The sequence below is a fragment of the Aquimarina macrocephali JAMB N27 genome, from assembly GCF_000520995.1.
GTDB classification, from domain to species: domain Bacteria; phylum Bacteroidota; class Bacteroidia; order Flavobacteriales; family Flavobacteriaceae; genus Aquimarina; species Aquimarina macrocephali.
In genome coordinates this window covers 471,667-494,887 of sequence record NZ_JACA01000001.1, presented here as the reverse complement: position 1 = coordinate 494,887, position 23,221 = coordinate 471,667, and the positions used below count along the sequence as shown (strand labels likewise).

General features: G+C 33.0%; 19 protein-coding genes. 15 read left to right on the top strand and 4 right to left on the bottom strand.

Annotated features, from left to right (window positions below; translation table 11 throughout):
- Positions 1-4: 4 nt before the first annotated feature.
- Genes Z054_RS0102325 through Z054_RS0102310 form a run of 4 tightly spaced genes read right to left on the bottom strand, consistent with a single transcriptional unit; the run spans position 5 to position 2,883 of the window.
- Complete coding sequence (locus Z054_RS0102325) at positions 5-382, bottom strand: cupin domain-containing protein (protein WP_152538437.1); 378 nt, start codon at positions 380-382, stop codon at positions 5-7.
- Positions 383-386: 4 nt separating this feature from the next.
- Entirely contained in the window at positions 387-1,493 is a 1,107-nt protein-coding gene (locus tag Z054_RS0102320) for an alkene reductase (protein ID WP_024768487.1), read from the bottom strand.
- Positions 1,490-1,903: a DoxX family membrane protein gene (locus tag Z054_RS0102315; protein WP_024768486.1), complete on the bottom strand. Its 414-nt coding sequence runs from the start codon at positions 1,901-1,903 to the stop codon at positions 1,490-1,492. Before Z054_RS0102315 ends, Z054_RS0102320 begins: the two co-directional genes overlap by 4 nt.
- On the bottom strand, positions 1,900-2,883 hold the full coding sequence (locus tag Z054_RS0102310; protein ID WP_035090338.1) for a polysaccharide deacetylase family protein: 984 nt from the start codon (positions 2,881-2,883) through the stop codon (positions 1,900-1,902). Before Z054_RS0102310 ends, Z054_RS0102315 begins: the two co-directional genes overlap by 4 nt.
- Before the next feature lie 102 nt (positions 2,884-2,985).
- Between Z054_RS0102310 and Z054_RS0102305 the strand changes: the two genes are divergently transcribed.
- The 15 genes from Z054_RS0102305 to Z054_RS0102240 all read left to right on the top strand — a co-directional run bounded on the left by Z054_RS0102305 (position 2,986) and on the right by Z054_RS0102240 (position 23,219).
- The gene (locus Z054_RS0102305; RefSeq protein WP_024768484.1) at positions 2,986-3,816 is read left to right on the top strand and encodes a helix-turn-helix transcriptional regulator; all 831 of its coding nucleotides are present in this window, start codon (positions 2,986-2,988) and stop codon (positions 3,814-3,816) included.
- A gap of 86 nt (positions 3,817-3,902) precedes the next feature.
- Positions 3,903-5,006 carry a helix-turn-helix domain-containing protein gene (locus tag Z054_RS0102300; protein WP_024768483.1) on the top strand — a complete coding sequence of 368 codons (1,104 nt, stop codon included), beginning with the start codon at positions 3,903-3,905 and terminating at the stop codon, positions 5,004-5,006.
- A gap of 168 nt (positions 5,007-5,174) precedes the next feature.
- Positions 5,175-5,378 (top strand): hypothetical protein, encoded by a 204-nt coding sequence (locus tag Z054_RS0102295; RefSeq protein WP_024768482.1) that lies wholly within the window; start codon positions 5,175-5,177, stop codon positions 5,376-5,378.
- Positions 5,375-7,270 (top strand): S41 family peptidase, encoded by a 1,896-nt coding sequence (locus tag Z054_RS0102290; protein WP_024768481.1) that lies wholly within the window; start codon positions 5,375-5,377, stop codon positions 7,268-7,270. The genes Z054_RS0102295 and Z054_RS0102290 overlap by 4 nt, the downstream gene beginning before the upstream one ends.
- A 95-nt stretch (positions 7,271-7,365) precedes the next feature.
- On the top strand, positions 7,366-7,830 hold the full coding sequence (locus tag Z054_RS0102285; RefSeq protein ID WP_024768480.1) for a hypothetical protein: 465 nt from the start codon (positions 7,366-7,368) through the stop codon (positions 7,828-7,830).
- 28 nt (positions 7,831-7,858) lie between these two features.
- On the top strand, positions 7,859-8,632 hold the full coding sequence (locus Z054_RS0102280) for a hypothetical protein (protein WP_152538436.1): 774 nt from the start codon (positions 7,859-7,861) through the stop codon (positions 8,630-8,632).
- Between the two features lie 40 nt (positions 8,633-8,672).
- The gene (locus Z054_RS0102275) at positions 8,673-9,722 is read left to right on the top strand and encodes a S41 family peptidase (protein WP_084050044.1); all 1,050 of its coding nucleotides are present in this window, start codon (positions 8,673-8,675) and stop codon (positions 9,720-9,722) included.
- Between the two features lie 187 nt (positions 9,723-9,909).
- Positions 9,910-10,599 (top strand): ligand-binding sensor domain-containing protein, encoded by a 690-nt coding sequence (locus Z054_RS0102270; RefSeq protein ID WP_152538435.1) that lies wholly within the window; start codon positions 9,910-9,912, stop codon positions 10,597-10,599.
- On the top strand, positions 10,571-12,664 hold the full coding sequence (locus Z054_RS0102265) for a helix-turn-helix and ligand-binding sensor domain-containing protein (protein WP_024768476.1): 2,094 nt from the start codon (positions 10,571-10,573) through the stop codon (positions 12,662-12,664). The genes Z054_RS0102270 and Z054_RS0102265 overlap by 29 nt, the downstream gene beginning before the upstream one ends.
- A gap of 195 nt (positions 12,665-12,859) precedes the next feature.
- Positions 12,860-13,213, top strand: a complete 354-nt coding sequence (locus Z054_RS29825) for a carboxypeptidase-like regulatory domain-containing protein (protein ID WP_084050041.1) — start codon at positions 12,860-12,862, stop codon at positions 13,211-13,213.
- Positions 13,171-15,846, top strand: coding sequence for a SusC/RagA family TonB-linked outer membrane protein (locus Z054_RS27750; RefSeq protein WP_084050038.1), 2,676 nt, complete (start codon positions 13,171-13,173; stop codon positions 15,844-15,846). The genes Z054_RS29825 and Z054_RS27750 overlap by 43 nt, the downstream gene beginning before the upstream one ends.
- A gap of 10 nt (positions 15,847-15,856) precedes the next feature.
- The gene (locus tag Z054_RS0102255) at positions 15,857-17,299 is read left to right on the top strand and encodes a RagB/SusD family nutrient uptake outer membrane protein (protein WP_084050035.1); all 1,443 of its coding nucleotides are present in this window, start codon (positions 15,857-15,859) and stop codon (positions 17,297-17,299) included.
- Positions 17,300-17,358: 59 nt separating this feature from the next.
- Entirely contained in the window at positions 17,359-18,729 is a 1,371-nt protein-coding gene (locus tag Z054_RS0102250) for a glucoamylase family protein (RefSeq protein WP_024768474.1), read from the top strand.
- Between the two features lie 46 nt (positions 18,730-18,775).
- Positions 18,776-21,016: a beta-glucosidase BglX gene (gene bglX / locus Z054_RS0102245; protein WP_024768473.1), complete on the top strand. Its 2,241-nt coding sequence runs from the start codon at positions 18,776-18,778 to the stop codon at positions 21,014-21,016.
- Between the two features lie 97 nt (positions 21,017-21,113).
- Positions 21,114-23,219, top strand: coding sequence for a glycoside hydrolase family 97 protein (locus Z054_RS0102240; RefSeq protein WP_024768472.1), 2,106 nt, complete (start codon positions 21,114-21,116; stop codon positions 23,217-23,219).
- The last annotated feature ends 2 nt before the right edge of the window (positions 23,220-23,221 follow it).

The following is a 23,221-nucleotide window of genomic DNA, read 5'->3' as shown; positions in this document are numbered from 1 at the left end:
GAGGTTATTTATATTCTACCGTATTAAACTTTAATAACAGATCACCGATGTTTTCTAAATTATGGACAAAATCACCTTTAGTATCGTGATCGTAATATGATACATCTCCTTTTTGATACTGTATTTCGACAATTCTACCATTTTCATAATGCGATATGGCGGTTCCTTGGGTTAAACAAACCCAGGTATAGTTTTTTGTATGCTTATGAAAAGGCAACCTATCTCCGGGTTTTAAAATAATAGACCAAACTTTAATACTATCATCTTCAAATAAAAGAGTATCTCCAACACGATCACTGTCATTGCTGTTTTGTAGCTCTAGTATTTTAGTGTTATCCCAATTTTTAAAACTACCGACGGGATTAATTTCTTTTATCATCATAGGTTTATACTTCTAGAAATGGATAATCGGTATACCCTCTTGCGTCACCACCACCAAAAAGAGTATGGGTATCAGAAATGTCGTTCATTATAGCATTTAGTTGTACTCGTTTAGGATAATCAGGATTGGTTAGGAATTTTCTTCCAAACCCCACAAGATCAACTAAATTTTTGTCCAATAGATCGTTAGCTTCTTTAGGAGTTTTATTTCCTGTAGCTATAATTGTATGTGTAAAATTAGCTCTCAATTTAATTCTGAAATCTTCTGGAATTGTGGGAGCATCATCCCAGTCGGCTTCGCATAAATGAATATAGGTTACTCCTATTTCGTTTAATGTTTTTGCAGCAATCATAATGGTTTCTAAAATTTCGGGATCATTCATATCCTTAAAGCTTATAAAAGGGGATAATCTCACTCCTGTTTTATCAACACCTATCTCATCTGCCACAGCTTGAGTAATTTCTTTAAGAATACGAATTCTGTTTTCTTTGGTTCCGCCATATTCATCTGTTCTATGATTGCTATTACTTCGCAAAAACTGATCAATTAGATACCCATTTGCCCCATGAATTTCTACCCCATCAAAGCCAGCTTCGATAGCATTCTTTGCTCCTGTCCTAAATTCTTCTATAACCTGGGTAATATCACCTTTGGTCATTTCCCGAGGCTTTTCGACAGGAACAAATGTAGCATCACCATTAGGAGCACCATCAAAAATATATACCTGTGTATCTTTTGCTATTTCGGCAGAAGGAGCGATTGGTTGCAATCCATTTACTTTCGAAGAGCTTACACGTCCTACATGCCATAGTTGTAAAAAGATTTTACTTCCATTTTTATGCACTGCGTCGGTAACGAGTTTCCAGCCTTCGATTTGTTTCTGAGAATAGATTCCAGGGGTTTTTGCATAGCCCATTCCTTGTACAGAAATTTGAGTAGCCTCACTAATAATAATCCCGGCAGAAGCTCTTTGTTCGTAATATTTTGCCATTAAAGCATTAGGTATGTTTCCAGATTCTTCTGCTCTGGAGCGTGTCATGGGTGCCATTAAAAAACGATTTTCTAATGAAAGTCCATTCATTTGGTATTTTGTATATAGTGTAGTTTTCATGATTTATTTTGTAAGAGATTGTCAATTGAAAAATGATTGTTTTGCGATGTACTAATCAAAAGGTAAAAGAACAGTACGTAGACCATTTGAAATCCAACCCATTCCCATTGTTCGGCTAAACAAGAACCAAAAATGAGGATGGTCATTAGTATTCCGCCGGTGAGACAGGTACGATAAGTATACAATCCAAAAACAAGGAATACACCAATAGTAAGTTCTACAAAGGGTAATATTTTTGCAAAAGGAGAAATAAATATTTCGGGTAGTATTGTTTCTTTATAAAGGTTTACCATCCAGTTGCTAAAGGTTTTTATTTTTGGAACCCTTGCTAATCCATGCGCTAAAAGGTTGATCCCTATTACTAATCGTAGTAGAAAATAGGCATGATTTTTTGAAGTTGTACTTTTCATTTGTTATACATTAATTCAGAATTATCTCTTGGAGTTTTTGGGTCATCTTTTATCATTTTTGCGATATCATCTTTACGCATAAATACAACGCCTTTATGCTTCTTAGCATACTGTATGAATAGATCTACTACACGAACAATTGATGGTGCTCCACCGATTCTATCGTGTAAACTCACAGACATCATTCTTCTTTTACTTCCCGCTTCATCATATAATTGATCAAACTCCATTTTTAATTGATTTAAAAACTGATCAGGAGACCAATTTTTGCCTTCAATATTTACGATATCATTATTACGAAGGGTATACGGCATGACTACAAAATCTTTTCCCCTAACCTCTGTGATAAATGGTTCGTCATGACTTAAATCATCTATATGATATAAGAAATCAAGTTCTTGTAGAACCTTTAATGTGTTGGGACTACGTCGTAACCAATTGGCATTATAACCTCTGCCGCGTTGTCCGGTAATGGTTTCAACTGTGTCAATACCGGTTTTTATAAATGCTAATTCCTGTTTATAAGTCATATCCCATTGATCGTTCCAGGCGATACCGTGTGCAGCAATTTCATGACCACGATTTGCTATAGCTTTGGCAACTTCGGGATATTTGATAGCAGCAGCACCAACGATATGAGAACTAACTTTGATATTGTGTTTATCCCACAAATCCAGCATTCTGTAAATGCCTTCTTTGGCACCATAACGAAACCAACTTTCTGCAGGAAGATCTGGACTTCCTTTTGGTAATGGTTTTGCAGCAAAAGGACTTTCTGCACCCTCAGGCTGTCCACCAGTTTCAAATTGCATTGAGAATGAGATTACCAGTCGCGCATCATTTGGCCAGAAACGATCTGCTATACTGTCGTTTTCTATTGCTGTCGTTTTTATAAACTCTTTTTCTGAAGTATGGCTAGAAAATAGAACTATACATACGCTTGTAGATAGTATTAAAAAAAATACTTTTATTAGTTTCATTGGGTTTGCCATTTGATTTATAATGCAAATTTATGTGAAGGAAGAAGTATTTTTTTGGTATATATTCATTGTATATTTGTATAAATCTATGTTAGTATAGTTGTGTCAAAACGTTTTTTTAGTGCAAAGTCTTTAAATGTATTTGAGCTGTCGCTTGATAAGTGGGAGTATCCAAAGCATTCTCATAATTTTTTCGAGTTAATTTTTATTCTGAAAGGAACTGGGCAACATGTTTTAAATGAAAGTGTTTTTGAATATACCGAAGGGGACATCTTCTTGTTGACCCCAAAAGATGAGCACGAATTTAGGATTAGAGATCATACAGACTTTGGTTTTATTAAATTCACAGAGCAGCTTTTCATAGAAAAAACAGAACTTGTTTCTGATTTAAAATGGCGAAAGAATTTAGATGCCGTTGTATTACATGCCAATAGTATTCCCGAAAATATTGTTTCTAATACTACAGACAGATCTCATGTGTTTGAATTATTTCGAATTATTAAAAAAGAGTATATAACTCCCTCACTTTATAGCCGATCAATTTTATTAGAGTTATTAGGTGCATTATTAATTATAATATCAAGAAATCTTAATAAAAATGCTGCTATACATACTATTTCTGAAGAAGAAAAGGTGAGTGATATACTTACGTATATACGGCAGAATGTTTTGGATAAAGATACTATTAGAATAAAGGAAATTGCTGCAACATTTAATATGTCTCCTAGTTATGTAAGTGTATTTATTAAAAAACATGCAGGCATTTCAATACAGCAATATGTAATTCAGACAAAAATCAAAATGGCAGAACGATTATTGAAACAAACAAATTTGAATATTTCTGAAATAGCTCAAAAAACAGGTTTTACAGACTCCAGTCATTTTAATAAATTATTTAAAAAATATACAGGTAAGAACCCGAGTGAATTTTAATCAACCAAAATAATTTTATAAATTAATACTTTTTGGAGTCATTATTGTAACAACGCTTCATCTACAAATTTCTATACATTTAGATAATGGAAATAAATTATAATATTGTATCCTTTATAGATACTCTTGGGTTAATACAAGGTGTTATTCTTGGTCTGTTACTCATTATCATAAATAGAAAAAAGGATAAATCTACTTTATTTTTGGGCTTGTTTATAATTGTATATGCATTAAACTTGCTTCCCGTCATTTTAGAAGATTTAAATATTATAACGTATTCCCCGCAATATGACTTATTGCCTTTTGATTTTACCTGGTTGATGTTTCCTTTATTTTATATCTACGTTCAGCAGGTTTCAATACTTTCTAAAAACAAACTTAGTTACTGGACACTAATTCCTGGAGTATTAGAATTCATTATCGCAATAGTTGTATTTTTTCAGGATAATGATTCGAAAATGGAAATAGAAGAATCTCTTTGGTATGATTTGATACTTTTGGGAGGAATTCTTTTTTCTTTCTTTATTGGTTTTAAAACCTTAAATTTTATTAAAAAACATACTAAGGAGTTAAAAGATCAATATACGTCTACAGAATATAGAGAGTTACGTTGGGCAAGAGGATTTGTTGGTTTTGGACTCCTCCTTACTTTTACTGCAATAGCTTCTGAGTTTTTTGACACTGGTTTTTACTTTGATTTAACTATTTCTACCATTAATGTTATGTTATTGTATTGGATATCTGTTCGAGGTATTCTTCAACAAAATGTAGCAACTTTAATTCCTATTGAGAATAGTGAAAAAACTGTTGACAAAAGCGACAAAAACAATGATTCTTCGATAAATAGTGAAAACACAGTAAAATTATTGCAAGAAATAAAGAAATATATTCAGGATGAAAAGGTATATACTGTACCCGATTTAACTATCATTGATATTGCAGAAAAGATAGGAGCACATCCCAAACGTATTTCTGGTGTCATAAATTCTCAACTTAATCAAAATTTCAACACCTATATCAATAGTTTTAGAATTGAAAAAGCAAAAGAACTTCTAAGAAGCGATATTGCAAATAATTTAAGTGTCGAAGGTATTGGTAATGAAGTAGGTTTTCAAAGTAAAAGTACATTTTATGATGCCTTTAGAAAATATACAGGTACTACTCCTTCTCGTTTTAAAAACAGCGCATAATCTTCTTTTTTTAAAGTCCGGATTCCTGAAACAGGAATGAAACCTTTGATTTTACAACTATTTCCGTTCGGATTTCTGAAATCCGAACCGCTACTCTATTGAATTTCTTGGCTGTCTTTTTCCTTTTAACAAATCTTTGTACAGCGTTAAAAATTAAACTATCCAAAAATGAAACGTGTAGTTATAATATTACTAGTTTTTTTAATTGTGGTGTGGTCCAGTTTTATTATCTGGGAATTACAAATAACCAAATGGGAAAAAACCATAACTGGTCCATCAATACGAGTTGATTTGGTTCTTATACTACCCATCCTGATTGGAATAACAATTTATGTGATTGATCAAATTATTACAATATCAAAAAAGAAATGAAAAAACCAACATACATAATCAGCTTCTTATTTTTTATAAGTATTTCTGTATATAGCCAGAAGATTCAAGATTTAGAATATTTATTAGACCGGGAATGGAAATACGATCCATCGGGAATAGAATCTGTGGCAGAGGGTTTATATGTGAAAATATTGACCGAAGCAGAAAAAAAAGGAGATAAAAAAGAAGGTAAAGAACTGAAATCTAATAAACAGGAAATACTATTATCTATTAAAGAGTTGGTGTCTAACGCCAGATTCAAATTCAATTCAGACTATACATTAAATACAGAGATAAATGGAGATATTACTGAAGAGAAATGGACCTATAATAGTGATAGCAAAACGATAAGTTATGTAAATAGTACTACTAAAGAAGTCAATACTCGAGCTGTTAAAAAACTAACCAAAACGCAGTTTGTCTTTATTAATCAAGATGGACAAGAAATAGTATTTACACCAGCATTGCCTAAGCAACCATTTGATCCTTTAGTATTAAAAGAAGATTTAAAAATCTATCGTGATATTATAGAAACGGCACATAGCGGAATGTATTTGTACACTGCTAAAGAAACCTTTGATTCGATATTTAAAAAAGCAAATGAAAGACTGCCAAAGCTTCAAAATATTCGGGAATTTTATAACCTAATTGCAGGAATTCATACTAAAATAAATTGTGGGCATTCTAGTTTTTATGCCTCGGGAGATATTTTTTCAGAATTAAAAAATAATACTACCAATGCCTTTTTCCCTTTCAAAGTAAAATTCTTAAAAGATACATTGATTGCTGCACAGGACTATGGAAAACTAAAGAAAGGGGATCAGATTTTAAGTATTAACGGAAATACAACCAAAAAGGTAACTACAGAGACTTTTAAATTATTAAGTTCTGATGGGTATAATATTACTTTTAAATACAGGCAATTAGAGGATGATTTTTCGACCAATTACTTTTTGGCTTTTGGTCCACAAGAGAAATTTACCATAGCATATTTACATAATTCAGATAAAGAAAGTTGTACGGTAGAGTTACCGGGAATTCCGAAATCTGAATTAGAAAATACAATTACAGAAAGTCATTATGAAAAACCATATTACTTAGAATATGTGGATGATAATACGGCTTTATTAACGGTAAATACATTTTCTACTGAAACCCGAAAAAATCAAAAAAAATTCTTCAAGTTCCTCAAAAATTCTTTTAGCGAAATAGGTAAAAAAGGAATTAAGAATTTGATTTTGGATATCAGAGAAAATACAGGTGGAGATGATGGAAATGACATGGAATTAGCCTCGTACTTAATTGATATGCATTTTAAAGAGAATAAGTATAGAAAATTAAGCACCATTGATAATTTACCACCATATCCACAGTATTTACTATCGCAATGGTATGATATGATGGAACTGGATGCAGATAGTAACCCTGAAACTATACAGAAAACAATGAAAAAGATGGTGAAAGAAGAAATGATAAAAGGAGATGATGGGGCGTATTATTGGAGAGAAGATAAAGTTATTCATCGTGATCCGGCAAAAAATAAGTTTAAAGGAAATGTATTTGTCTTGACGAGTGGTAGAGTTTTTTCTGGAGGAGGTTTGTTTAGTGCACTAGTGAGAGATAAAAGTAATGCCATTTTTATAGGAGAAGAAACTGGAGGAGGATATTACAGGCATACAGGATCTATCCCGCTGTTTTATAATCTACCCAATTCTAAACTGATCTTTTCCATCTTCATTGTGATTAATGAGCAAGACGTTGATAAGAGATTATTTCCAGAAGGTAGTGGTACTGTACAGCATCATAAAGTATACCCGACAATTAAAGAGTTTATCAGTGGAAAAGATGCTGTTTTAGAAAAAGCAAAACAATTGATAAAAGAAGTAAAATAATATTTAGACAATAAAAATAGGGTGTTCTAGAAGTTTACTGTTGTGTAAGAAGGAAGAACACTGAAATTAATAGTAAATAATAAAAAGTAAGAAAAATGAAGAAAGTAATTTTATTAAGCGCATTTATTATCGCATCAATCGTAACGAGTACTGCACAAACTTCAACTCCAAAATATGAAGTAAAAGTTATTACAAGTGTAGAATCTATAGTTCCAAGTGGTTTAGGACGTTCAAGACTTATTTCAGCAAATGCAGAAAGAGATTATAAGGAGTTCACCTCTACACAAACAGAAGATGATAATACACGTAATAAATCAAAAAGAAAAGCAATTCGTGTTAAGGATTTTGAGGAGACCAAACTTTTAAACTTTTATAACCTGGTAGGGATTCGTTTTCAAAATATTGCAGCAAATGATGCGGTGATTTCATCAAAGATAACCACAATGTTGGCAGAAGGTTGGGATCTTGTTTTTGTAACCAGCGCAGTAGAAAGTGATGCTGGTGAAGGAGATAGTAATGGGATATTTATTACACGTTACATTTTTAAACGAGCAATATAATAGTGAATTAATTCATAAAAACGAAAACATGAAAAAAACCTATTTAATTGTGCTCTTTTTTGCAGTTAGCCTAGTACAGCTTTATGCACAAAAAACATCATCTTTTTATGTTGATATTGGTGGTGGTTTTTCCTCCTTTCAGGATGTAAAATACTCTAATGTAAGGTATAATGGATTTGGTGGTGTGTTTGGATTAGGATATCTAAAAGAAAATGAAAAAGCAATTTGGGGAGTTAATTTACAAGGAATAATAACCACAGAAAAAGCTGCTACTCACGACAATACGGTAAGTACTTACAACCCTATGTTACAGGCCAAATATCTTCATCGTATTAGAGAAAATCTATTTGTTGGTGCAACATGGGATGTGCTGGATCTATATGCAAAAAACTTTGATGGTTTAGGTAATAATAGTGCATACAATATTACAGGAAGCACATTATGGGCCTCGGCGATATATGATTATAAAAAGTTTCGTTTCGGTTTAGATTTAGGATTGATTTCTTATTTCAAAGAAAGCACAGGGTTTGCTTTTTCGGCATCACAGAATGTACTCGAAAATGGAGATTTTGATTATCAAAATGATAAAATTGATAGCCCTTTTGCCTTTAAGTACTATGAATTAAGAACTATACCCAGACATTTTCAGGTAAGAACGAGCATACGATATCAATTATCAAACAGGTTTTCTGTAGGATATAAATGGCGCCTGAGAAAGTTTTCTGAGGTTAAGAAGTATCCGGTAACGTGTGGTACACATTCGCTCTCTATCCGATATAACATTTTCAAACGCACTAAGTAAGAGTGATGCATTTTAATTAATTTTTTAATAAAACATTGTAATGAAATATCTAAAAATAAAAATATATCTGCTTCTATTTTTGGCTGTGTTCAGTTCTTGCGAAAAAGCGTTGATGGAACCAAATCCAAAAACAGATGCACTTGCTGTATTTGATGAGTATACGACTCTGGTACAAGAGAAATATGCTATGCTGGAATTTAAGAACGTGAACATAAACACGTTGAGGAATAACCTGAGAGGAAAGATTAATAATGCTACAACTCAAAAAGAATTTTTTGAAATTATAGGAGAGGTTACCAAAAGTTTAAGAGATGGGCATTCTAGCCTTATCGAAGACCAGAGTAATCCAAATGGTATGTCTGTTGGTTTTGATCTTGAAGAAGGGTATCCAGCAGGAATAGACGCAGCAATCTTAGTGAATAATTATATTGGTACTACAGTTAATTCTGAAATAAAGACATTATCAGGAGGACAGGGATTTAGAGCTGTATGGGGTACTTTACCACAAGATAGAAAAATCGGATATTTATGGATTCCTTCTTGGAATGTTGAGATTTCTGATGATGAAATTGAGCGAATATTCTTGGATTTAAAAGATACCAAAGGTCTTATTTTTGATATGCGTACTAATACCGGAGGCGATCCGGCTTTGGCAACCAAATTTGCGTCTTATTTTACAGATAAACCTATTTATACAGGTTTTGAAAGATTTAAAACAGGTCCGGGACCAAAGGATTTTTCGGATAGTCATGTTACTCTTCAACCATCAGGTAGTGCAAACAAATATTTGAAGCCTGTGATGGTGCTTACAGATAGAAATGTATATAGTGCATCTACCACTTTTTTGTATTCTATAGATCCGGTAGAAAGTATAAAAACTGTAGGACAAAGAACAGGAGGAGGAAGTGGATCTGTGGCAGATGGATATTTGGCTAACGGTTGGTATTGGAGCCTGTCTACAAGTGAATTTATCGACGCTCAGGGAAAACACCTGGATGATGGTGTTGAACCCGATATCCCTGTAGTACTTAATTTGGAAGATACTGCAAAGGATGAGGTGATCGAAAGAGCAATATTAGAATTGAAATAGTAGGAAAATATCGTGTAGATATCTCTATATAAAGCATTAAATGTAGTTAGGTTCGGGGGAGTAGTTGCCTGGGGTAGTAGTTAGAAACGACTAAGGCCCCAGGTTTTCTATGTTTTAATTCTTACAAAATAATTGTTAATTATTGAAAATCAATTCATATGTTAGCTAATTAATGTTGACAATTCATATGAAAAAATTATTACTCCATACCTTTTTTATTGTAGTATATAGTATTTCGTTTGGTCAGACATTTCACCCCGAAATAGAGAACTATACTATAGCCGATTATAAAGCCGATAATCAAAATTGGGGCATTGATATTGATTCTAATGGAGTTGTTTATGTAGCTAACAATAAAGGTTTACTACGATATAATGGGCAATCTTGGCAATTATTTGAATTACCAAACAAAACGATTGTTAGGTCAGTTTTATGTGTAAGAAATAGGATTTATACGGGTTCTTATGAAGAATTTGGATTTTGGGAAAAAGATATTTTCGGGAATTATAAGTATACCTCATTAGTTCCTTCTTTTGATGTCAATCACCAATTTAAGAACGAACAATTTTGGAAGATAATTGAGTATAAAGATCGTATTATTTTTGAATCCTTTGCAGGAGGAGTTTATATCTATGATGGTAACCAAATTCAATATGTAGAAGATAGTTTGGGTGTGTATGATATTGCTATCTATGAAGGCAGATTAATAGTTGCTAATAGAAATAAAGGAATTCAGGAATTAAAAGAAAAGGAGTTAATATCTTTTGATTTTTCTGAGAATTCATATAGTATTAGCTCAGTAAATAATCTTGCAGTAATTTCAGATAAATTATTCTTTTTTGATTTAAATGAAAGGAGGATTTATTTACGATGCTAATAGGTTGTTACCACTACCTGAAGAAGTCAATTTATTTTTAAATACTCACGTACTTAACAAAGCTGTTTTTTTAGATGAAGATCATCTGGCTTTAGGAACAATTAAGAATGGGATTATAATTTATAATCTAAACACAAAAACATTTCAATATATTAATAAGGAATCGGGTTTGCAAAACAATACAGTTTTGGGGCTAAAAGTTCATGAAGGGAATCTTTGGGCAGCTTTGGATAATGGACTTGGCAGGATTGATTTCAAAACACCTTTTTTGTATTATAAAGATTTTACAGGAACCATAGGAACAGTATATGATGTTGCCTTTTTAAATGAAAAATATTACCTGGCGAGTAATACCGGGATTTATACCTATTCTAATGATAAAAAACTACAATTTATCGAAGGGTCAGAAGGACAGGTGTGGGGTTTAAGTAGTATAGAAAACCAAATTATTGCAGGACACAATGATGGTAGCTTTTTGATCGAGGATAATAAATTATCCCGAAAACTAACATCAGGAGGAGTCTATTGTACTGTAAAAGTACCAGGACAACCAAATTTGTATTTACAAGGAACATATTACGGAATTAATCTCTTAAGAAAGGATGGAAACGATTGGTATTCTCATGTAATTGAAAATCTTTCTTTTTTGATGAATACTATTGTTTTTGAATCTGATAAAGTGATTTGGGTTACACATTCGTATAAAGGAGTTTTTAGAATAGAACTGAATGAAGATTATACCAAAGCAATAAAAGTTACTCCTTATGGGGAGAATAAGAATTTCAAACAATATCAGACCAATATCTTTAAGATTGATTCTGATATAGTATTTTATAATTCAGGAAAATGGTTTCAGTATTTTCAACAAAAAGACAGTATTGGTAGTTTTGAGAAGTTTAAAGATTTTGACGACAAGGTACTTATTCATAAAGAAAAAAATGAAGCTTGGTTTATAGATAGAAAAAGTGAAAATACATTAACCCTTACAGATGGTAACTATAAGGAAATCTATAAAATTAATGTTGCCGGCATTAAGCAACGTCTTGTTGCAAAATATGAAAAGATTATATTCAAAAATGATTCCTTAAGGATGATCAATCTTAATGATGGTTTTGCAATGTATAATATAAATGCGTTACGAAATGATAAAAAGAGTTCACAAACTCTGGTAATAGATAAAATATATTCTAGAAAAAAACAATTCTCAATATATGATACACTTATTCATATACCGTTTGAAGATGCTAAATATTTAGCATTTGAAATATACATGCCAAAATCTTATGGAAATGATTTTAGTTATACGTTATCAGGAGAAGTAGATCAAAAGGATTTTGTTAAAGAAGGGAAGTTGGTCCTACAAAATCTTCCTTATGGAAATTATACATTAGCATTAGAAAATAATAATCAAAAGGGAGAAAATTCAATAAAACAGATAGATTTAAAGGTACTACCTCCTTGGTACTTGTCTAATGTTATGAAATTTTTGTACTCACTTCTGGCAATGGGATTACTATTTATGATTTATAAAATCAATAAAATAAAGATAAGAAAACAACAATTGGCACTTCAAGAAGAGTACATGCGAGAGACGCAAAAGAAAATAAATGAAATTGAAAAGAGAAACCTCGAAAAAGAAATAAGAAATAAAAAACGAGAGCTTACCAATTCTACTTTATCAGTCACGAACAAAAATGAAATGATTATAGAGCTAAGAAATGAACTTAATAGGTTAAAAAGGTTTTCTACAAATGAGTATAGAACTAAACGACTACTAGACACGTCTAAAAAGCATATTAATAGTAATGATAATTGGAAAATTTTTGAATCTAATTTCAATGAATTACATGAGGATTTCTTCAAATCATTAATATCAAAATTCCCAAAACTAACTACCAAAGATCTTAAACTTTGTGCCTATATTAAAATAGGATTAATTACTAAAGATATAGCTCCATTATTAGGGATAAGTGTAAGAGGTGTAGAGTTACAACGCTATCGATTAAGAAAAAAACTAGAGCTTAATGCTAAAGATAGCCTATCAAGTTTCTTAATGAAACTCTAAATACCTCATTTGTTTTCTAAAAATAATTACATCTTAAATACATCAATATGTTAAAATATTGATGTATTTTATTTTGTAAATAAATGAAAAAGAGGTGTTTATGTTTGGTGATGTAAGAATTTATTGATACTACAAAAATTTTTACAACGGCAATAAGTAATTTTAACCTAGTGTTAACAAATAATTAATTTTTAGATGAAAAATCAAATTCTCATTTGCTTACTGTTGATCTATAATAGTGTAATGGCACAGCAAACTATTACCGGAACAATATATTCTGATAACAATATGCCACTACCAGGATGTAATGTTTTAGTAAAAGGAACATCCAAAGGGGCATTAACAGATTTTGATGGAAGATTCACAATAAATACTCAAATAGGAGATACTCTTGTGGTAAGTTATTTAGGTTTCAAAACCAAAGAAATCGTAATAACAAAAAGTATTGACTATACTATATATATGGAGTCTAACGCTTCAGAACTAGAGCAGGTGGTGGTTGTAGGATATGGAACACAAAAAGAAAATCTATTCTTACAAGTGCAGTAACTACTGTTAAGGGAGGCGAATTATCCAGAGAACCAATTATTAACGCTTCTCAGGCACTACAAGGAAAAGCTGCAGGTGTGCAAGTAATTGCTTCAGACGCACCTGGGCAAGCTTCAACAGTTATTATTAGAGGATTAGGAACTATTCAAGGTGGTAGAGAGCCATTATATGTAGTTGATGGTGTATTGACCAACAATATTAATAACATCAATACACTAGATATTCTTACTATGAATATCTTAAAAGATGCTGCATCCCTAGCTATTTATGGAAACAGAGGAGCTAATGGAGTTATTATAATTACTACTAAAAGGGGAAAAACTGGAAAGATGGAAATTTCTTTTGACTCCTATACTGGGTATCGAGATATATTAAGTAGAGTTAAACTGGCAGATGCTGGGTCTTTTGTGACTTATAATAACGAGGCAGCCCTGAGAGATTTGAGAAACGATGATGATCCAAATAATGATAATGATACCAGTGGTTTTTTCTTTTCCAATCAAAAATATAATACAAATTGGCTAGATGCAATAACAAGAACAGGTCGTATATCTAACTACAACCTATCGATATCAGGAGGGTCAGAAAAAATCCATTCTTTTTTTAGTGCAGGCTTTAATAAAGAAGAAGGGATATTAATAGGTAACAATTTTGATAGACTTACATTACGTAGTAATGTTGACTATAAGATCAGCGAAAAATTAAATTTTTCTCACAATGTAAATGCACAATTAGCTAATATAACTCCAAAAGGATTTAATGCATTTACAAATGCGTATAAGCAATCCCCTATTGTACCTATAAGAGATGAAGAAGGACGGTTTGGATCATCATCAGCATTTAATAATGTATCCAACCCGGTAAAAGATTTATTTTTTCAAGACGAAAAGCAAAAATTCTTTAAACTACAAGGAGCATTTAAATTAGACTATAAAATAATAGAACCATTAACGTTTACATCTCGTTTTTCTGTAGAAACAGAATATGGGAGGTTTTATAATTTTGAAGATAGATTAGGCTCTTTTTTAGCAAACAATCCTGCAAATCTTGAAAGTAATTTTGAGGGAGGGATAGAAAACCCCGCAAAAACCAGGTTGACTGTTACACATACCAATAACTATAGGTGGTTTTTAGATAATTATTTCACCTTCAATAAAACATTTGGTGAATCTCATACAATTAAAACGACATTAGGTATTACCTCTGAAGAAAGTGGTGGAGAGTTTTTAACAGGAGTACGAAATAATGTCCCCCTGGATTCTAACCTTAGATTTAACCTAAATACTGGTGACGAAGATGACACTCAACTTTCATCTGGATCATTTAGTGTGTCAGATAAACTGTACTCATATATAGCCAGAGTAAATTATGATTATGATAATAAATATTTATTTAATGCTTCTTTTAGAAGAGATGGCTCAAGTAAATTTCAACCCGGAAAAAGATTTGGTAATTTTTATGCAGTAAGTGTAGGTTGGGTATTGACCAAAGAAGATTTTATGCAAGATGGATGGTTTGATAAACTAAAACTTAGAGCAAGTTATGGGGAGTTGGGTAATCAAAATGTACCTTTTAATGTAGTAACAGCAACAACAGGTAGTGGCGGGTTTTTCCCTTTCGGACCTAATCAGGAGCTACAGCAAGGGATCACAGTTACAGGTACCATCAATGAAGATCTGACCTGGGAGAGAACAAATGAATTTGACGTAGGATTAGAATTTGCTCTTTTAAATCATAAATTAAGTGGAGAGTTAGATTACTATCAAAGAACCAATACCAATGCTACTTTAGAAGTACAACTTCCAGATGTTTTTGGTTTTGATCCTTTTAATTCTCATGTAGGAGAAATTGTAAATAAAGGAGCAGAAGTAACATTAAACTGGGCAGATACTATAGGAGCGGTAAAGTATAATTTGGGAGGAAGTTTCTCCTTTAATGAAAATGAACTTACCAAAGTAACCAGCCCGTTTTTTAATGAACAACAAGGAGGAAATATCGATAATGGGCAGTATACCAAAAAAGTAGCCGTAGGACAGCCTTTAGGAAGTTTCTTCTTATATAATGCAATTGGTATTGATGACAGAGGAGAATTAGTATATGAAGATGTAAATAATAATGGTATTACCGACGAAGGAGACAGAAAATTCTTTGGATCTTATATTCCAAAATATTTCTTTGGACTTAATCTAGGAGTTGAATATAAAAACTTTGACTTTTCTGTAGATACTTTTGGCAATTTAGGTAACAAAGTCTATAACGGGAAAAAAGCACAACGGTTCGGAAATGAAAATATAGAAGAATCTGTATTTAACAATAGATGGACTTCTGGTAGACCGAGTAATACTACTCCAATTGCTTCAAATGATGTACCACTGTCTTCTAATTATTATTTAGAATCGGGAGATTTTTTTAGAATTAATAATATCACATTAGGGTATTCTTTGCCAAAAGATGTTATAAGTATTTTCTCTAAAGTTAGAATCTATGCATCGGCAAAAAACCCTTTTATTTTCAAGAGATTTTCGGGGTATACGCCAGAACTTCCGGGAGACCCTCTGGGGACAGCCGGGATTGAGCTAAATGCATATCCCACACTCAGGTCATTTTATTTTGGTATAAACACTTCTTTTTAAAAAAATTAATATGAAAAATTCAATAAAAAGCGCAATGCGATATCATCTTTCTTTGTTTTTTATGCTCATCCTACTACTAGGATGCAGTGAAGATTTTCTCGAAGTAGAGTCAAATCAGGAAACAGAAGGAGCCATAACTGTAGAGAATGCTTCAGAGCTTGTAAATGCCGTTTATAATAGTTTTTTACAATGGCCAATGAATTCATTTTCATGGAACGGGATTTCTAGTATTACTTCGGATGATGCAGATAAAGGTAGTGATCCGGGAGATACAGGAACAGATAAACATCTATTAGATGCGCTTACTTTTGATGCTACCTCAATATCATTTAATGAAATATGGGAAGCCCACTATGACGGTATACAAAGAGCAAACCAAGCATTAAGTAGGTTAGAATCTTTTAATGAATTAGACGATACGTTAAAAAGTAGACTTATTGGAGAAACAAAATTCTTAAGAGCATTACTATATTTTAGATTGGTTAAAATGTTTGGAGGTGTACCCTTAATTGGAGATGTTCCAGATCTTAATTCAAATCCGAATGAACTTCTAAAAAGAGCTACAAAAGAAGAAATCTATGCTTTTATCGAAACAGATTTACAAGAGGCTATACTGGCATTACCCAAAAAGAGTGAATATGACAGTTCTGATTTGGGTAGAGCAACCAATGGAGCAGCAAAAGCATTGCTGGCCAAAGTGAGTATGTATCAAAATAAATGGACAAAAGCATATGAGCTTACTAATGAAATTATAGGATCTGGAGAATATGGCCTTACTGCCAACTATGAAGATATCTGGAAAGAGATTGGAGAAAATAACACCGAATCTATTTTTGAAATACAAGCTCGTGGAGAAACACCTACTGCAGGAGTACAAGGATATAGTGTAAGTCAAGGAGCCAGAGGCGAAGGTGGTTGGGGCTGGGGATTTAATACTCCTACTCAAGATCTTGCCGATTCATACGAAGCAGGAGATACAAGAAGAGATGGTACTATAATATTTAGAGGTGAAACTTTATTTGATGGTAGACTAGTCGCAAATACGGTAGTAAACCCAATGTATAATCAGAAAGCATACTCCAGTGCATTATCAGATGCCTGGGAAACCGGTAAAAATATACGAGTACTACGTTTTGCAGAAATACTATTGATCAATGCCGAAGCAGCTTTACAAGTTGGAGGAGATGCCGCAATCCCATTAAACCAAGTTAGAAATAGAGCAGGTCTAAGTGATGCTATTAGTGTAAATCAAATGGCCGTTTGGAACGAGAGAAGGCATGAACTTGCTTTTGAGCATGATCGGTATTTTGATTTGGTACGACAAGGAAGAGCAGGTACTATTCTTAGAGCACATGGTAAGTCCTTTGTTGATGGAAAACACGAAGTGTTTCCTATACCTAATGATCAAATCCAAAAAAGTGGAGGGCTTCTTATCCAAAATCCTGGATATTAAAATATCCCTAAACTCAATTAGAAGAAATTTTCTGACTTCAGAAATAAAAATATAATCCTATGAAATCATTAATAATAATTAAAGAAAAAATGTTTTTACTCTCATTTATCTGTTCTTCGATACTATTTTTTAATAGCTGTAATACAGACGATGTTACACCGCCACCACCTGATGTGGTAGCGATATTCGAAGAAGAAAATCCAATACCAGAAATTCCTTTTGAAGAATTATTGGATTTGGTTCAGCAACGCACCTTTAATTATTTCTGGGATTTTGCCGAGCCCAATAGCGGTTTGGCAAGAGAGCGTTCACAAGAAGACGCATTCGAAGGGCAATCTAAAAGAGTAGTAACCACAGGAGGATCTGGGTTTGGAATAGCATGTTTTCCTGCCGCAGTCGAAAGAGGGTGGATAACCAAATCAGAAGCCATAGAACGGATACAAAAAATATTGACTTTCCTGGAGGGAGCAGATTCTTATCACGGCGCTTTTTCGCATTGGTACTATGGCGATACAGCCAAAACAAGACCTTTCAGCGCACAGGATGATGGTGGAGATCTTGTTGAAACCGCATTTTTAATACAAGGATTATTAATAAACAGACAATATTTTTCTGCCAATACTACAGAGGAAAAGGATATTAGAGATAGAATAACGGCACTATGGGAAGCTGTAGAATGGGATTGGTATACTCGGGGAGAAAAGTTACTTACATGGCATTGGTCACCCAACCATAATTTTGATATAAACCTAAAGATACGAGGATGGAATGAAGCACTTATCATCTATGTATTAGGAGCGTCATCCCCTACTTATTCTATAGACAAAGAAACATATGATAATGGATGGGCCTCTAATGGAGGAATGAAAAATGGAAAATCATTTTTTGGTACAGTATTACCTCTAGGTCCGGATTTTGGAGGACCCTTATTTTTCTCACAGTATTCCTTTATTGGTTTAGACCCAAGAGGATTAGAAGATCAATATGCGAATTATTTTGATCAGAATAAAGCACATGCACTTGTCAATTATGAATACTGTATCGAAAACCCAAAAGGTTTTAAAGGGTATGGAGAAAATAGTTGGGGACTTACTGCAAGTGATCAACCTAGTGGATATGGTGTACACAGTCCAACAGAAGATAATGGCGTTATCACTCCAACGGCAGCACTTTCCTCTTTTCCTTATACTCCAGAAGAGTCAAAAAAAGCATTAGAATATTTCTATTATAAACTAAACGACAAGTTATGGGGCGAGTATGGTTTCTATGATGCCTACTCAGAACAACAAGATTGGTATTCTGATGGGTATTTGGCGATTGATCAAGGACCTATTGTAGCAATGATAGAAAATTATAGAACACAACTTCTATGGTCACTTTTTATGAAGGATCAGGAAATAAAAGATGGGCTATCAAAATTAGGATTCTAGAAAAGAATTCAATCAAACAATTATAAATATAAGAATCATTTTTTTGATGAAAAAAATAATATTGATCATATCACTTGGAGTATTCTGTTTTAGTTGTAAAAACAAAACAAAATCATCTGATTTATCAAATCAGGATACCCAAATAGAACATAAAATAGACTCTTTAATGGCTTTAATGACATTAGAAGAAAAAATAGGGCAAACCGTCTTATACTCTAGTGGAGCAGATATTACAGGACCTGTACTGGATAAAAATTATGTAGAATATCTTAAAAAAGGACAAGTAGGAGCTATTTTTAATGCTACTGGTTCTGCTTATACAAGAAAGCTTCAAAAAATAGCAGTAGAAAAAACACGTTTAGGAATTCCATTACTCTTTGGGTATGATGTAATTCATGGATATAAAACTATTTTCCCTATCCCTATGGGAGAAGCTTCCAGTTGGGATTTAGAACTCATGGAAAAAAGTGCCCGCATTGCTGCTATAGAAGCTTCTGTAGAAGGATTACATTGGACCTTTGCTCCTATGGTAGATATTGCCAGAGATCCAAGATGGGGTAGAATCTCAGAAGGTGCCGGAGAAGATACTTATTTGGGGAGTTTAATTGCCAAAGCAAGAGTTAAAGGGTTTCAGGGAAATGATCTTTCTAGTAAGAATACCATTTTGGCTTGCGCCAAGCATTATGCTGCATATGGCGCAGCACAAGCCGGTAGAGATTACCATACTGTTGATATGTCTATGAATACACTAAGAAATGTGTATTTACCACCTTTTAAAGCAGCGGTAGATGCTGGGGTAGCTACTTTTATGACTTCATTTAACGAACTTAATGGGATACCAGCAACAGGGAATACCTTTTTACTCGATCAGGTTTTGCGAAAAGAATGGGGATTTAATGGTTTTGTAGTAACCGATTACACATCTATAAATGAAATGATCCCTCATGGCTATGCAGAAGACTTAAAACATGCAGGAGAATTAGCAATGAATGCCGGAGTAGATATGGATATGCAGGGAGGAGTATATAAAAATTATATGCAGCAATCTATAAAAGAAGGTAAAATAGAAGAAAATAGATTGAACAAAGCTGTAAAAGATATTCTAAAACTAAAATATAAACTAGGCCTCTTTGACGACCCATATAAATATTGTAATGAAGATAAGGAAGCCAAAGTGATTCTTAATGATGATCACCTAGAAGCAGCTAGAGATGCTGCCAGGAAATCTATCGTTTTATTAAAAAATAAAGATGAGGTACTACCCTTAAATAAGGTAAAAAAGATTGCTCTTATTGGTCCATTGGCAAGTGATGAGTTTCATATCATTGGTAATTGGGCTGCGCATGGTAATAGAGAAGGGATTGCAGTAAGCGTAAAAGAAGGTCTTGAAGCAAGAGAAAGCACGTTTACATATACCAAAGGTTGTGAGATTGTAGAAGGAGATACATCAAATTTTGCAGAAGCAGTAAAGACTGCACAGAATGCTGATGTGGTAGTTATGGTTATGGGAGAACTAGAAAATATGAGTGGTGAGGCAGCTAGTAGAACAAGTATTAAACTCCCTGGTCATCAACAAGAATTAATTGCCGAAATAAAAAAAACAGGAAAACCAATAGTACTGGTCTTATTAAATGGGAGGCCTCTGGATTTATCATGGGAGAATGAAACTGTAGATGCCATTGTAGAAGCGTGGTTCCCGGGTACAAGTGGCGGTCATGCGATTGCAGATGTATTGTTTGGTGATTATAACCCTTCGGGGAAACTAACTGTTACGTTTCCGAGAAATATTGGACAAATACCTGTTTTTTATAATATGAAAAATACAGGAAGACCTGTCGATCTCGAAGGAGCAAATCCAAAATTTGTTTCCAGATACTTAGATGTCGATAATTCACCATTGTTTCCATTTGGATATGGGTTAAGTTATACAACCTTTCAATATAGTGATGTGACTTTAGATTCTGATGTACTTACACCAGACTCTAAAATCACGATTACAGCCAGTATTACAAATACAGGGGATTATGATGGAGAAGAAATTGCTCAATTATATATCAAAGATAGATTTGGAAGTATTACCAGACCAGTTAAAGAGCTAAAAGGATTTAAAAAAGTATTCCTAGAAAAAGGAGAAACAAAAACAATAGAATTTATCCTAACTGCTAATGATTTAAAGTTTTATGACAGTACTATAAATTTTGTGAACGAAAAAGGAGATTACGACCTTTTTGTAGGAGGTAGTTCAGATCAAAAATTCACACATCAGTTCTCATTTTCTGATCACTAACTTTAGTTTATGAACACTAACATCAAGTAAAAAAGGATGTTAGTGTTCTTTTATCGGTTTTAAAAAAAATAGGTTACAATTTAAACTATAACTTATAATGTTAACAAGCGTAAAATATATTCTTATACTTATCATGATACTTCTTTTGTCGTCTTGCGATAAAAGAAAAGAATCTGTAATAGAATTAAAGTCGCCAAACACTAAAATCTCTATGCATTTTAGTGTGAACTCTAATGGAGAGCCTTGGTATATGGTTCATCATAAAACCGAAACTATTATAGATACCTCGTTTGTTGGGTTTCAGTTTAAAAATAACCCTGCAATAAAAGAAGATCTGGAAATTATATCTATAGTAACCGATACAGTACATACAAACTGGAAACCGGTTTGGGGTCAACAAAAAAGTATTGAAAACAAGTATAATGAAGCAATAATTACACTGAAAGAAACTTCGAATCTTAAACGTAATTTTAAAATTGTTTTTAGAATCTATGATGATGGTCTTGGTTTTCGATATCAGTTTCCAAAACAAGAGCACCTGGATGAGCTGGTGATTACCAGAGAAGAAACTCAATTTAAACTTACAGATGACGCTGATGCATGGTGGATTCCTGCTGATTATGATAGTTATGAACATATCTATAGCCACACAATTTTAAGTAAAATAGATGCTAAAGAGAATGAAGGTTATGACAATACAAAGAAAAATAGAATACCAAATATACATGCTGTAAACACACCGTTAACAGTTAAAACAAAGAACAGTATTTACTTATGCTTTAGCGAAGCTAATCTTACTGATTATTCTGATATGACATTAGCTATAAAAGAAGATCATGTATTGCAATCAGAATTAGTGCCCTGGAGTAACGGAGATAAAGTGCGTATAAAAACCCCTTTTGTTACACCATGGAGAACGATCCAAATAGCAGAAAATTCAAAAGAACTGTTAACGAATACTCTTATTCTTAATCTAAATGAACCTTCAGAAATAAAAGATATTTCATGGATTGAGCCAATGAAATACTCGGGTATTTGGTGGGAAATGCATTTGGGAAAAAGCTCCTGGGCAAACAAAAATGAAGGAGGCTGGTCTGGCAATAGCACATCTCACGGAGCAACGACTATAAATGCAAAAAAGTATATAGATTTTAATGCAAAACATGGGATCAAAGGAGTATTGATAGAGGGTTGGAATACAGGATGGGAATATTGGGGAGTAAAGGGTGCTACAGATTTTTTTGATTATGTAACTCCAAGCCCTGATTTTGATATAAAAGAAGTAGTAGCATATGCTAAAGAAAAAGGAGTTACGATTATAGGGCATCATGAAACTTCGGGTGATGTTATTACGTATGAAAAAAGATTAGATAGTGCATTTGCATTTTATAGCACATTGGGAATTAATACGGTAAAGACAGGGTATGCAAATCATCTTATTGATAATAAAGAATTTCATCACGGTCAATATATGGTGAATCACTACCGAAAAGTTGTAGAAACAGCAGCAAAATATCAAATAACATTAGATGTTCATGAACCGATAAAACCTACAGGAATACGAAGAACGTATCCCAATATGATGACCCGAGAGGGAGTTAGAGGAATGGAATTTAACGCGTGGGGAGGCGGTAATTCTCCCGAACATACACTTATTATTCCTTTTACGCGAGGATTAGCAGGTCCTATTGATTATACACCAGGTATTTTTGATATAAAATTTGATGAGTATCGTACCGATCAATACGTAAGGACTACGCTAGCCAAACAATTGGCACTATATATCATTTTGTATAGTCCATTGCAAATGGTAGCCGATTTACCAGAAAATTATGAGGATAATCTAAGAGCATTTCAGTTTATAAAAGATGTACCAGTAGATTGGGATAAAACAATAGTAGTTAATGGAAAGATTGGGGAATACCTTACCATAGCAAGAAAGGATAAAAACTCATCAAGCTGGTTTATTGGTAGTATTACCAATCAAGAAAGTAGAGATTTAGAACTTTCTTTTGAGTATTTGGATCACAACAAAAAATATATAGCAGAATTGTATCTGGATGGAGATAAAGCGCATTATCTAAACAATCCGACAGCTTTTAAAAATAAAATAATAAAAGTAAATCATACTACTTTATTAAATGTGTCACTAGCTTCTGGAGGAGGCATGGCAATACATATAAAAGAAGTAGCTAATTATTAATG

What these genes read in the sequence shown, in the direction of transcription:
- Z054_RS0102325 (WP_152538437.1), bottom strand. Translation starts at nt 382, where the DNA reads ATGATGATAAAAGAAATTAATCCCGTCGGTAGTTTTAAAAATTGGGAT.
- Z054_RS0102320 (WP_024768487.1), bottom strand. Translation starts at nt 1,493, where the DNA reads ATGAAAACTACACTATATACAAAATACCAAATGAATGGACTTTCATTA.
- Z054_RS0102315 (WP_024768486.1), bottom strand. Translation starts at nt 1,903, where the DNA reads ATGAAAAGTACAACTTCAAAAAATCATGCCTATTTTCTACTACGATTA.
- Z054_RS0102310 (WP_035090338.1), bottom strand. Translation starts at nt 2,883, where the DNA reads ATGAAACTAATAAAAGTATTTTTTTTAATACTATCTACAAGCGTATGT.
- Z054_RS0102300 (WP_024768483.1), top strand. Translation starts at nt 3,903, where the DNA reads ATGGAAATAAATTATAATATTGTATCCTTTATAGATACTCTTGGGTTA.
- Z054_RS0102295 (WP_024768482.1), top strand. Translation starts at nt 5,175, where the DNA reads ATGAAACGTGTAGTTATAATATTACTAGTTTTTTTAATTGTGGTGTGG.
- Z054_RS0102290 (WP_024768481.1), top strand. Translation starts at nt 5,375, where the DNA reads ATGAAAAAACCAACATACATAATCAGCTTCTTATTTTTTATAAGTATT.
- Z054_RS0102285 (WP_024768480.1), top strand. Translation starts at nt 7,366, where the DNA reads ATGAAGAAAGTAATTTTATTAAGCGCATTTATTATCGCATCAATCGTA.
- Z054_RS0102280 (WP_152538436.1), top strand. Translation starts at nt 7,859, where the DNA reads ATGAAAAAAACCTATTTAATTGTGCTCTTTTTTGCAGTTAGCCTAGTA.
- Z054_RS0102275 (WP_084050044.1), top strand. Translation starts at nt 8,673, where the DNA reads ATGAAATATCTAAAAATAAAAATATATCTGCTTCTATTTTTGGCTGTG.
- Z054_RS0102270 (WP_152538435.1), top strand. Translation starts at nt 9,910, where the DNA reads ATGAAAAAATTATTACTCCATACCTTTTTTATTGTAGTATATAGTATT.
- Z054_RS0102265 (WP_024768476.1), top strand. Translation starts at nt 10,571, where the DNA reads ATGAAAGGAGGATTTATTTACGATGCTAATAGGTTGTTACCACTACCT.
- Z054_RS29825 (WP_084050041.1), top strand. Translation starts at nt 12,860, where the DNA reads ATGAAAAATCAAATTCTCATTTGCTTACTGTTGATCTATAATAGTGTA.
- Z054_RS0102255 (WP_084050035.1), top strand. Translation starts at nt 15,857, where the DNA reads ATGAAAAATTCAATAAAAAGCGCAATGCGATATCATCTTTCTTTGTTT.
- Z054_RS0102250 (WP_024768474.1), top strand. Translation starts at nt 17,359, where the DNA reads ATGAAATCATTAATAATAATTAAAGAAAAAATGTTTTTACTCTCATTT.
- bglX (WP_024768473.1), top strand. Translation starts at nt 18,776, where the DNA reads ATGAAAAAAATAATATTGATCATATCACTTGGAGTATTCTGTTTTAGT.
- Z054_RS0102240 (WP_024768472.1), top strand. Translation starts at nt 21,114, where the DNA reads ATGTTAACAAGCGTAAAATATATTCTTATACTTATCATGATACTTCTT.